Here is a 12,790-nt window from a genome sequence, read left to right as displayed (position 1 = left end):
AGGTGAAGAAGCCGGTTCAGCAAGTACCACTCTTACTACCTACCTCACTTTGTGGTTGAATTAAAAGTAAAACGGTAACTGGCTTCAATATCCGGAAAATAGTATTCAATGGTGAGTGAGTTTTCCGTTAGATTTTTAATCGTCCACGGATATTTCCCCCCTAATACAGGAAATGCAAATTCCAGCGTGGAATTACCGTTGATGAGTGTCCAATTATCCTCAATCAGCACATCCGCTTCGTTGTCGTTGCATTTGGCGGGCCCGTTGGTGTATTCGAACCTGCGCTCTTCATTTGCATAAAACACATACTGATCATCGGCTTCGCAGGCATACTCAAATAATGAACTGGCGTTCTGAACGCCACTCGACTTGCCGTTATCTATAACCTGAAAGGTAACCAGCCGCCAGGCTTTTTTCTCCGTTCCGGTTAATAACTGGCTATAGGTAATGGGCTTAGGCTCAACTTTTTCGGAACAGCCCGCAAACAGCCCCATGACCGGCAGGGAGAGAACGAGCAATCGGATCCATGTTTTCATCGCTTCCTGAACATAATATTAAACTCCTGATTACATAAGTTACTGAGGCACGTAAGTTAACGGAAACGTAACCACCGAATCCTTCGTTTCCGACACCGGAACTTTAATGCGCACATTGAGCGAAATCTGGCGGTTTTGCGGGTTCCACGAACCGGTACCACTGATGGTGTCGCGCGGAGCCGCCAGTTCCGGATTGGATTGCACAGGAATGGTGAGTGAATTGTCGCCGTTGTCAATAAACGTTAGCGATGCCTTAATGGCTTCAAAGCTAAACAAACCGATGTTCCAGTTGGTCACCGTGTAGGTTTTGCAATCCGAACTGGTAATAGCAATATCGCGAATGGTTGCCGACTGGTTGCCAACCCGCCGGGTTCCCGTGTACGTTCCGCTCAGCAGGCAGTCATCCTGAATCACAAACGTCATGCTTTTTCCCATAATACCGTCTTTTCCAAAACCCACCTGCAAATCACCCGACTGCACGCCCGTCAGCGTAAAGACCAGATTCTGCGACTCCAGAATGTTATTGGCGTTGTTGATCAATTTCAGGCGAATTTCACCGAAGCTTTCATTCGCTGGAATTGTTACGGTTCCTTTTGTGCCTTCAATGCTGTAGTCTTTTCCTTCGCGGGCGGACCCGCTGACGGTATAGGTAACGGTAATCGGCTCATTCCGTTGCGGCCCGACGTTGTGTACGCGGATAGGAATCTCCTGGCTGTAGCTTTCTTTATACGTCAGCGTGGTGTCCGTAAACCGCACAAAATAGGGGCCTTCAAACGTCCGGTCGAAGTCCTGTGTCTCGCAGGCGACAATAGCCAGGCCAATGAGTAAAGCGAGTACGGTACTGGTTAGTATACCTTTCAATTTCATTATTTGCTATTCATTTGTGCGCCACTACTCTTTTTTATCCGGTGCCAAACTCTTTGATCTGGCGGCCTAATAGCCCGGATTTTGCTGTCCCTGTAAAGACGGATTTCGCTGGATTTCACTCTGCGGAATCGGCCAGCGCTCATACCGACTGTTCCAGTTAGGTGAGAACGCCGACATCACCGCCTGCGCCCTGCCTGTTCGGACCAGATCATACCAGCGGTGTCCTTCAAAAGCCAGTTCGTATACCCTTTCGCGTTCAACCGCCGACAAGGCATCGGCCTGGCTAGCGGCTACGACATTGGGGGCTTTGGCCCGGGCCCGTAACACGTTAATATCAGCAACGGCCCCGCCCGTTCCGGTTATTTTATTCTGTTGCGCCCGAGCCTCAGCCCGAATCAGGTACATTTCCGCCAGCCGCATCAGCACAATGTTGTTGTTATCTTCGCTGGCGGTACCGTACTTTAATACCGTCCAGCCATTATCATCACCGCGCTGATTTTGGGGATTGAAGGAAAGCGTCTGCCTGCGTTCACCCGATTCCGTTGAATAGAGTGATACGACGAGCTGATCCGCAGGAATAACCTCCCGACGGCCTACCAACAGGTTGTTTAAGGCATAATCTCCCGTTCCGGGATCATCCGAAAGGCCATATCCAACTTCCAGAATGGATTCGGTGGTAAAATCCTGCGTAACGATATTAACATAGTTCGTTACCATCGAATAGACTTTTGAGTCGATTACCTGGGTTGCATACTGCTCGGCCTGTGCCCAATTCTTTTGATAAAGGTAATACCGCGCCAGAACCGCCCGGGCCGTAATTTTATTGGCATAAGTTGCGTTTGTGGTCGAGTTGCTCGTACTTGAGGGATCAGGCAGATCAGCCAGAGCAGCCTGCAAATCAGCCAGCGCAAACGCCAGAATATCAGCCTTCGACGACTTGGGAATGGTTCGGTTTACGCCCTGATCCGTGGTTGTAACCAAGGGAATATCACCATAGGTATAAGCTCCAATAAAATAAGCAAAGCCGCGCAGAAACCGAGCCTCGGCTAATACCTGAGTTCGCGTTTCGCTATTTACGCCACTGATCTCAGGTAACCGTTCCAGAAGAAAATTAGCGACATAAATGGTTCGATAAATCCGGTTCCAGAACGCTTCAACTGCTCCGTTGGCCGGGGTTATCTGCTTGGTACCCAGCTCCCGGTAGTCCGTAAAGGTTCCGTTATGCCGGATGTAATCCCCCGTAAAGTCACCGGCGATAATAATCGGTGAAGCCATGCCCCGCAAGGCATTATAGGCTCCAATCCGGACCGGTTCAACATCCTGTGGCTCATTTAGCACCAGTTCATCAACGAGCAAATCAACCGGTTTTGGCTCCAGTACTTCGTTGCAGGAAGTCAGTGCAAACAAAAAGACAATAATATAAATCGGAAGTCGGCTCATAACTTTAAACGCAACCTGCGCTGAGATCGCTTGAGAATCGTAAAATCTTAAAAAGTCAACGTGACACCAGCCATCAAGGTTTTGTACTGCGGAATAGTATACAAGTCGATACCCTGAGCCGTTGTCGAGCCATCTAAGGTGCTGACTTCCGGATCCGGACCGGTGTAACGGGTCAACGTCCACAGATTAGTACCGGAAACTGAAATCCGCGCCGTTGAGACAATCCGCAGCCGTTCTACATACTTTTTAGGCAGGTTATATCCCAACGAAACATTCTTTAAGCGCAGGTAAGACCCATCTTCAACAAACCGGCTGCTGTGGTAGTTATTGTACGTATTTTCATATACATACCGTGGCACACTGGTGATGTCGCCGGGTTTCTGCCAGCGTTGGAGCGCCTTCCGCGATTGGTTGGTCTGCAAGTCTGCGCCGGTATTGATCGTACTGGTGCTGGTAAAATTCAGCATTTTATTGCCGTACGAACCTTGCAGGAAAACACTTAGATCAAACCCCTTCCAGGACAGACGGTTCGTTAAACCGCCAAACAGCTTAGGCTGGGCATTTCCGATTACCTGCCCATCATCTGGTGTAATTCGGCCATCGCCGTTTAGATCTTCATAGATGGCATCGCCCGTCGCCGGATCGACTCCCAGGAATTTTAACCCCCAGAACGTCCCTAGCGGCTGACCGGGCAATACGACATTTGTATTACTGACCCCATTCCCGGAATAGCCACGGAACAGCGGTTCTGTGCTGGCCAGTTCGACTACTTCATTGCGGTTATGTGACAGGTTCAGATCCGTGCTCCAGCGGAATCCGTTCCGGTCGAAGTTAACACTCGACACCGCCAGTTCAATACCCCGGTTCGACACTTTTCCGATATTTCCCTGCAAAAATGTAAAACCGGTTGTGCCCGCAATGGGTTCTGCAAACAGTAACCGGTCGGTCAGGTTATCGTATACATCCACGCTGAAGCTAAGACGGCCATTGAAAAAGGAAGCATCCAGACCTAGGTTGGCTTCGCGGGTGCGTTCCCATTGCAGCGTTGGGTTAGCCAGGGCGGTTGGTCCTACGCCCGTTGCTCCACTGTATGTGGCCGACTCCCAGGTTCCCAGAAACTGAAAATCACCAATGCGTTCGTTACCGGTATATCCAAAGCTTCCCCGCAGTTTCAGGTCGTTCAGGAAGCGGAAACGTTCCATAAAGTTTTCCTGCGAGATTCGCCAGCCCAGCGAAACGGAGGGAAAAAAACCGAATTGGCGGTCACGCCCGAAGCGCGACGACCCATCGTAGCGGGCCGTTGCGGTGGCTAAATAACGTTCGTCGTAATCGTAACGCAGTTCGCCAAACGTCGAAATCAACCCGCTTTTTATGAGTGTCGAGCTTCCCTGATCAACAATACCGGCAGAAGTAATGTACGTAAAGTCATCGCTGGGAAATAACCGGCCCTGTACACTGCCCGACCGTTCCTGCCGTTGTAAAACCTCCAATCCCGCCAATGCGCTGATTCGGTGTTTTTCGTCCAGAATTGTATTGTAAGTAAGCGTGTTGGTATTAATAAAGGTTGTATACGTGCCGGATGAATAAACGCCGTAGCCTTGTCCGCCAACGTTTGACAGATAACCGCCTATAGCCGTTTGCGATGACTCAAACTGATCTTCCGTTACCTGGTTGTAATCGATACTGGCTTTGGTCCGGAACCGCAGATTTTGCAGTAATTCGTATTCCACAAAAAGACCGCCGAGCATTTTAACGGTGTACGAATCAAAACGCGGCAATAATGCCTGCGCTACCGGGTTAAAGTTTGGAAAACCCTGATAATTCGGATCGTTCGGACCGTAGAGTTTGCCCTGTTCATTATAAGGCGAATAATAAGGCAAGCTTTTCACTGCACCCGAATAAACACCATCCAGAAAGTTGTCTCCTTTAACCCGTTTGTTGAGCGCCCGAGAGAGAGATAAGTTGTCAATACCAAACGACAGGGCCGAATTGGCTTTATGGGTAAAACTGAACTTCCCGGACATCCGGGTGAACCGGTTGTTTAACTGAATACCTTCTTCGTCGCGAAAATTACCACTGAGGTAAAAGGTAGTCCGCTCATTGCCGCCCGTCGCCGAAAGCTGGTATTGCTGGTAAATACCCCGGCGCAGCACCGCATCCACCCAGTCGGTATTGATTCCGTCGGTAACCCCTTTTATCAGGCCGAGTTTATCCGGGTCCTGTCCGGCATTACTAACGGCTTCGCGCTGAAGCTCCAGGAGCTCCGTTGAATTCAGCAAGTCCGGTTTACGAACAATTTCGGTAATGCCACGCTGCACGTCGGCCGTAAAGGTGGTCTTTTGATTCGCTTTCCCTTTTTTGGTATTGATCAGGACAACACCGTTGGCCGCCCGAGAACCATAAATAGCTTTGGCCGACGCATCTTTCAGGACCTGAATGGATTCAATATCGTTCGGATTCAGCAAGGCGAAAGCGTTATCCGTCTGCCCTCCAAAATCTCGGGACGACAAAAGGCCATCTTCCACCGGGACGCCATCGACAATGAACAAGGGCCGGTTGCTGGCCGAAATCGACGTACTGCCCCGTACCCGGACCGTGATCCCACCGCCCGGTGTTCCCGATGATTGCGAGACCTGTACCCCGGCTGCCTGTCCCTGCAACGCCTGGTCGACGCTGGCAACGGGAATTTCTTTAAATTTATCGCTGGTGACGGAAGCAATTGAGCCTGTAATGTCCTTTTTCTGGGCGGAGTTGTAGCCCGTCACCACCACCTGCGCCAGTTCATTAACGGATTCGGCCATCTGCACGTTGATCACCGAGCGGTTGTTGATGGGAATGTCCTGTGCCACCAGACCAATGGACGAATACGTCAGAACGGTTCGATCGTCGGGTACATTGATGCTGTAATTACCGCTAGCGTCGGTGCTGACACCCACGGTTGTTCCTTTTACAACGACGTTAACACCGGGCAGCGTCGTTCCGTCCTGCGCTGCGGTGACCCGGCCCGTTACCCGGCGGGTTTGCCCAAATGCCAGACTTCCCGTCAGGACAATGAGTAACAGCCAACAACTTAAAAAAGTATAACGTTTTATCATCTACGGTTACAGGGTGTTAACAAAATGCCCAGGTATGGGAAGGTAAGTATCCTCTATCCCGGCCGTTCAATATACTTATTTTCCAGAATAATAAACGATGAAGTAATGTTTATCGGTGTATACCAAATAAAAATTTATGTAACAGTAACAATGACGCAGATTTTTGAATAACCGTTGTAGTCGTGCCAAATAAAAAGCCGTCCCTTTGAAAGGACGGCTTTTATAAAATAACGTATAAAGAGCCACTATGGGCCCCCTGCTTTTATGGCTTAATAACCGGGGTTCTGCACCAACTGGCTGTTGGCATCAACCTCCCGTTTCGGAATCGGCATAACCAGCTTCGGATCGTTCCAGTTCAGACTTCCCGTCTTGCCTTTCGTGCGTTTGATATCATGAATGCGCTGCCCTTCGAAAGCCAGTTCCTGGTTGCGTTCCTTGAGCACATCCGCCAGGGTCGGGGCGGCAATCGGTGCCACACCCGCGCGTACCCGAACGGCATTCAGGTCCTGGGCAGGGGTAGCGCCCGTGGCTGATGCCAGCCGCAGGTTGCATTCGGCGCGGGTCAGCAGCAGTTCGGCCAGTCGAATCACGGGGATGTTCGCGTAAAAATCCGCCCATTTCCCGGTGTAATAACGCGTTCCGTTTCCTTTGAACCCAATGTAAAACAACGCCGTCCGGCGCTTATCCGTCGGGGCGTATGATTCGACGAATGCATTCAGAACCTGTACATCACCCCGCCCAACGACAGCCTCTCCCGCCGGAAGACTGGCGTAGAACGTGGTCAGACCATCGTTGCTGGTTCCGGGGTTATTCTGGGTATTCTCCTGAATTTCAAACACACTTTCGGCGGTGTTCTTATTCCGGAAAACCGTAGTAACGTCATTGTTTAACTGGTAATTACCGGATTCGATCACTTCGTTGGCCGCAGCCAGTGCTTTGGCGTAATCCGACTGTTGCAGATAAACCCGCGACAGAAAACCCAGGGCCGCAAATCGGTTGGCCCGCAGTCCATTGTCTTCCGGCATTAACTCCGCAGCTTTCGTCAGATCGGCCAGCACCTGCGCGTAGACTTCGGCTACGGTATTCCGGGCCTTGGTTTCGGCCGCCTGCTCCTGCGTCAGCGTAGCCCGTAGCACAATCGGAACACCCGGCTGATCATTCGCAGCGGTAGCACCCCAGGGCAGACCAAACAGCCGCACCAGTTCAAAATACATGATGCCCCGCAGAAAGTGCGCTTCCCCTTCAAAAGCCGTTTTATCGTCCGCATTCGTCACCTTGTCGAGCGACCCTAGAATGTTGTTGGCGACGTTGATCACCTGATAAGCCGTAATCCAGGTACGCTGGGCTTCGGCGTTGGTGGCCAGCATCTGCCGGCTGGTTACCTCCCGGTAGCTGGCAAACGAACCGCGCCAATCCACGTAATTATCCGAAGCCAGCAAGTCGGGCAGCAGCAACAGGTTCGTTCCGTATAATTCAGCGTCGGCTAACCCTCCTCCGGTTCCACTCAATACGCCATACGCGCCAATCAGGGCACTTTCAATGTCCTGCGCCGACGCCAAAGCCGTAGCCGAATCGACCGACTGGCGGGGTTCAATGTCCAGCTTATTGTCGCAGGCCGTGATGCCCAGCGCCAGCGCCAGACTTAAAGATATGATTGTTTTTTTCATTTTCTGGTTGTGGTTTTAATCCATCAGCCGTTTCAGGCGAGCTGTTAAAGTGCCGTGTACAGCGTCTGAAAGCCGTTTTTAGAAGCCAAGGTTAACCCCAAACGTAAACGTTCTGGCCTGCGGGGGAGTATAGAAATCGTGCCCCAACGCAATGTTGGCCACCTGATTCGTCGTGTTGACATACTGCGTGTTTACCTCCGGATCATAACCGGTATACTTCGTAAACGTCAGCAGGTTCAACCCGGATACATACACCCGCGCCGATTGAATGAACGCTTTTTTCAGCAACGAACTCGGCAGGTTATACCCCAGCGAAACGGTTTTCAACCGCAGGAACGAACCATCTTCCATCCAGCGTGACGACAATCCGGAGCCGTTTGCAGCATCAAACTCGGCCCGCGGAACATTCGTGATGTCACCCGGCTTCTGCCAGCGATTCATCTGATCTTTCGTCTGGTTATCAAAGTAGTTACCATTCACCGACTGGTAGATACCCGCTACATTGAACAGGTCGTTGCCGTAGACGAACTGGAACAAAAAGCTCAGGTCAAATCCTTTGTAGGAGAAGGTGTTGTTTAAACCTCCCGTAAAATCGGGGTTCGGATTACCGACAAACATCTCGGGAGCGGAAGCATAATCGCTAGTGGGCTGACCATCGGCTCCTTCGTACTGGGCATCCCCGTTCTGCGGATTAACACCGACGTACTTTTTCCCGTAAAAAACGCCCAGCGGCTGCCCTTCCGTCACGTAACTCAGGAAGCGGGAGTTGGCCCGGATCGGCGACACATCGAGCCGCGTTACTTTGTTGCGGTTGAACGAGATGTTGAAGTTGGTCGACCAGCGCAGCGCCCCAATCAGGTTTTGCGACGTAATGCTGAATTCGACACCCCGGTTGCGCATACTGCCAATATTCTGGAAAATGTTCGTGAAACCGTTGATGGCGGGTTGCGGTACGTTCAGCAGCAGGTCGTCGGTAATTTTGTTGTAGAAATCAATCTGACCGTTGATGCGGTTGTTACGGAACCCAAATTCCAGCCCCAGATCCAACTGCGTCGATTTCTCCCAGCGTAGGGCGGCATTGGCAACCTGCGACGGGCGGATACCGACCTGATCACCGTAGTTGATCGTTCCGTACAAACCCCGCGAAGCGAAGTTGTCGATTTCCGAGTTCCCGGTTACGCCATAGCTGGCCCGCAGTTTCAGCAAACTCAGCGACGGAAGCGTGTTTTTGATAAACGCTTCTTCGTTCAGAATCCAGCCCACCGAAGCGGAGGGGAAGAAACCGTACCGGTTGTCGGCACCGAAGCGGGATGAACCATCAACCCGGCCCGTCAGCGTGAGCAGGTAACGGTCTTTGTATTTGTAGTTTGCCCGTGCCAGGTACGACAGGATGCTGTAACCGGTTTCGGATGAACTGGCATCGGTTTTCTGGCTGGCGCTGGCCAGCTCTTTAAACTTGTCGTTCGGGAAGTTACGACCCGTTGCCGATACGGTCTGGACGTTCTGCTCCTGATAGGTGATACCGGCCAGAACATCAACTGAATGATCGGTTCCGATATTCTTCAGGTAGGTCAGCGTGTTGTTCGTCGTCCAGTTGTTCACCCGGTTCATGGCCTGATAGCCGTAACCGGTCGGCGCACCGTCTTCCGTCAACCGGCCCCGGTAAATTTCTTCCTGAAGGTTCAGAATGTCAAAACCGTACTCGCTGCGGAACGTCAGCCCCGGCACCAGTTGGTACTGCCCGAATAAATTCCCAAACGTGCGGAACGTCCGGGCGTAATTATAGGCATTGTCCAACTCAACCAGGTTGTTGTAATACAGGGTTCTACGGTTATAACCCGTCGGATCGCTGGGATTATAGATCGGCTGAAGCGGAGACAGGGCGTTCAACTGAATCGGGTTCGAGAACGCATTGTCACCGGATACCTTTTTATTGTTAATGCTGGAAAAGGCAATGCTCGCTCCTACACTGAACTTGTTACTGATTGAATGGTCAACGTTCAACCGCATATTGTTCCGGCGGAAGTTGTTTCCAACGATAAAACCGACCTGCTTGTTGGTCGCGCCGGTCAGGCTGAAACGGGTTTTTTCGTTCCCACCGTTGATACCAAAGTTTGCCTGATTGACCGCTCCCTGACGAAATGCCACCCCGGCCCAGTCGCTGTCGAAGGTCGAGTTCGGATCAATGCCGTACCCCGGAAAACCGTCCTGCGGATCGTTCGGATCAATCCCCGCGTTGGTCAGTGATTCCGAGAACAGTTCTTTGTATTCGGCGGCATTCAGAAACTGCTTCTTGCGGGTTGCGTTTGTAATCCCGGTATAATAGCCAATCTGTACGTTGGTCCGGCCCGCCTTTCCACGTTTGGTCGTAATCAGTACAACCCCGTTGCTGGCCCGTGAACCGTAGATAGACGAAGCCGATGCATCTTTCAGAATCTCAATGGATTCAATGTCGTTGGGGTCAATGTCGGCCAGCGGACTGAATAATTCGGTATCGGTCGTGTTTACATCCTGCGACGTAATGGGAATACCGTCCAGAACGTACAGCGGTTCGTTACCGGCCGAAATCGAAGCCGCCCCCCGAACGCGAATCTGTAACGCCGACCCGAGTCTACCGCTTCCCTGCGTAATCTGAACGCCCGGGGTGCGGCCCTGCAAAGCCGTTTCGAAGGTCTGAACCGGCAGCCGGGCAATGTCGTCGCCCTTTACCGTCAGCTGCGATCCGGTCAAATCCCGGCGCTGCTGCGTACCGTATCCCACCACGACCACCTCATTCAGGGCGCGGGTGTCGTTGGCCAGTTTCACGTCGATGGTGCTGCGGTTGCCGACGGCAATTTCCTGCGTGGTGGTTCCAATAAAGCTAAAAACCAGCGTCGCCCCCGAATTGGGTACGTTCAGGGAATAATTCCCACTGGCATCCGTTTGCGTTCCGCGTGCTGTTCCTTTCACCTGAATGGAAACACCCGGTAAGGACGATCCGTCCTCAGCAGAGACAACCTTGCCCGTTACCTGCCGATCCTGCGCGATCGCTGAAATCCATACGAGCGTGGTTAGCAGGAAGCTAAGCAGTAATGATCTTCTCATACAAATAGGTTTCTTAAAAAAGGTGGAAAATCAGTCCTTAGCCGATTACGGACAAAGAACTTAATCGCAATTTAATGCAAATTGGGGGATATCAGGAGCGACGGAGCCAAAAAAAATGTATGCCAGCATACTAACCTGGACATCAGGATAGATTATCGGCTTCTTCGCGCGAACAGGAACTCTTTATAATAAGCTATCCTACAACCGGTTAGTTTTTAACGAAATTGTATTTATCAGCAATTAAACCGTTTACTTAGTTTTCCGCTCCTGAACCGGGCTTGAACATCCACGCGACGCAACGGGCGCTGACACATCCCCCTATCCCGGCTTTTTTCAGACATAAAATATCTTCTGAATCCTAATTCATGTAAAAGGAAAATCGCAATAAAAAACTGGAATACCCCAACTCTACAGAGCGGAAGTCAGGGTTTGGATCAACTGGGGTTTGATCGACTGGGTGTATTGATAACCAACCCGGAAGAGTTCACGGGCGCGTCGCCAGTCAAACACATCGTAGCGACTCAGTTCCGGCGGTTCGATCAGGAGATTACAGCGGCTCAGACGTTCCCGGGTTTTGCTCCGGACGGCCAGAATCAGGCTCCGTTCCAGAACACCCTTGATGGAGGTGATGGGTTTCTGAAGAACAAACGGATTGCAGTGTACGCCCACGATAAAATCCACTTTTTGTTCGATCACCTCCACCGGCATATTGTTCAGCACAGCCCCGTCGACATACTGGTGCTTGTTGATCCGGTAGGGTTCAAAAATACCGGGCAGGCAGCAGGATGCCAGCATGGGCCGAACAAGCTCGCCCGTATCAAATACCGTCAGACAGCCTTCCGTCAAATCCGTGGCAACAATGTGCATCGGAATTTTCAGTGCCTCGAAGCTATCGTGGGGCAAATAAGTCCGGAAGATGGCTTCCGCCCTATCAATGCGCAGCAGCCCCATGCGGGTAAAGGCGGGTCGGATGTGCCGGTACAACGGTGTAGTTTCAATGATTCTCAGGATTTCATCGGGCGTATAGCCATTGGCAAGCATGACACCGGTGATGGCCCCCGCGCTGGTTCCGGCAATCTGACTAAACGTAAACCCCTCCTCCAGCAATCCTTTCAGAACACCCAGGTGCGCAATGCCCCGCGCTCCACCCCCGGAAAGCACTAAGCCAAATTTCATATCAATCGGTTGGTTTCTGTTATTCTAAAAACGAAACCAGCGTGCCTTTATCACGAACCCGGATGCCTTTTTCAGTCGCTTCGACGGTTGCGGCTTCAATCAGAGGGTCATGTTCGAAAACCAGAATCCAGTTTTCGTCGGCTGCCTGTTGCAGCAACTGCGCTTTTTCCTGCATGGTCAGCAACGGCCGCACATCGTAGCTCATCACCCACGGAAGCGGAATGTGGGCCGCCGACGGGAGCAGGTCCGCCACGTAAGCGACAGTTTGGCTGCCCACCCGAATAATTGGCAAAGTCATTTTCTCGGTATGCCCGTCAACCGGCAACAGCTCGATGTCCGGGAAGGGGAACGTTTGCTGATCGACAAACTGCAACTGACCACTCTCCTGCAAGGGTTGGATGTTTTCCTTCAGAAACGACGCTTTTTCGCGGGGATTCGGATTGACGGCCCATTGCCAGTGCTGGCTGTGGCTCCAGTACGTGGCCGCCGGAAAGGTAGCCAGCAACTGCTCCCCAGCCCGCCGAACCGCTCCCCCCACATGATCAAAATGCAGGTGCGTGAGCAGCACATCGGTAATATCCTTTTCGGAATAGCCCGCCTGCCGGATGGACTTCAACAGGGAAGCCTCGCCGTGGGGGTCGTAATGACTGAAAAACCGGTCATCCTGTTTGTCGCCCAGACCGGTGTCGATCAACAGCAACTGCTGACCGTTTTCTACCAGCAAACACCGCATGGCCCAGGTACACCGGTTGGCATCGTCGGCCGGATTCTGCTTATTCCAGAGTGCTTTGGGGACCACACCAAACATGGCGCCCCCATCTAACTTAAAAAAACCGGTATCAATTGTTTTAAGGGTCATCATTGCATTTTTATCCGTCGAAGCCGCTTATACAGAACCAGAACAGCACCAAACTCGGCCTGCCTT

The 12,790-nt window shown here is 51.8% G+C and carries 8 protein-coding genes; all 8 read right to left on the bottom strand.

Translation table 11 applies throughout. The features are described from left to right. Nucleotides 1-44: 44 nt before the first annotated feature. Nucleotides 45-536 (bottom strand): hypothetical protein, encoded by a 492-nt coding sequence (locus LX87_RS21390; RefSeq protein ID WP_111630300.1) that lies wholly within the window; start codon nucleotides 534-536, stop codon nucleotides 45-47. A 39-nt stretch (nucleotides 537-575) separates the two neighbouring features. Further along, nucleotides 576-1,403 carry a Calx-beta domain-containing protein gene (locus LX87_RS21385; protein WP_111630299.1) on the bottom strand — a complete coding sequence of 276 codons (828 nt, stop codon included), beginning with the start codon at nucleotides 1,401-1,403 and terminating at the stop codon, nucleotides 576-578. A 66-nt stretch (nucleotides 1,404-1,469) separates the two neighbouring features. Continuing rightward, entirely contained in the window at nucleotides 1,470-2,843 is a 1,374-nt protein-coding gene (locus tag LX87_RS21380) for a RagB/SusD family nutrient uptake outer membrane protein (RefSeq protein ID WP_111630298.1), read from the bottom strand. A gap of 47 nt (nucleotides 2,844-2,890) precedes the next feature. Continuing rightward, the gene (locus LX87_RS21375; protein ID WP_111630297.1) at nucleotides 2,891-5,938 is read right to left on the bottom strand and encodes a SusC/RagA family TonB-linked outer membrane protein; all 3,048 of its coding nucleotides are present in this window, start codon (nucleotides 5,936-5,938) and stop codon (nucleotides 2,891-2,893) included. Nucleotides 5,939-6,207: 269 nt separating this feature from the next. Further along, nucleotides 6,208-7,605, bottom strand: coding sequence for a RagB/SusD family nutrient uptake outer membrane protein (locus LX87_RS21370; protein WP_111630296.1), 1,398 nt, complete (start codon nucleotides 7,603-7,605; stop codon nucleotides 6,208-6,210). A gap of 78 nt (nucleotides 7,606-7,683) precedes the next feature. Further along, nucleotides 7,684-10,689 (bottom strand): SusC/RagA family TonB-linked outer membrane protein, encoded by a 3,006-nt coding sequence (locus LX87_RS21365; protein ID WP_111630295.1) that lies wholly within the window; start codon nucleotides 10,687-10,689, stop codon nucleotides 7,684-7,686. Between the two features lie 408 nt (nucleotides 10,690-11,097). Beyond that, nucleotides 11,098-11,865, bottom strand: coding sequence for a patatin-like phospholipase family protein (locus tag LX87_RS21360; RefSeq protein ID WP_111630294.1), 768 nt, complete (start codon nucleotides 11,863-11,865; stop codon nucleotides 11,098-11,100). 19 nt (nucleotides 11,866-11,884) lie between these two features. Then, a complete protein-coding gene (locus LX87_RS21355) occupies nucleotides 11,885-12,724 on the bottom strand; it encodes an MBL fold metallo-hydrolase (protein WP_111630293.1) in 840 nt (279 codons plus the stop codon). Between the last annotated feature and the right edge of the window lie 66 nt (nucleotides 12,725-12,790).

The sequence above is a fragment of the Larkinella arboricola genome (assembly GCF_003259745.1).
Taxonomy (GTDB): Bacteria; Bacteroidota; Bacteroidia; order Cytophagales; family Spirosomataceae; genus Larkinella; species Larkinella arboricola.
The sequence above is the reverse complement of the archived record's forward strand: the minus strand, read 5'-3'. Positions and strand labels throughout refer to the sequence as shown.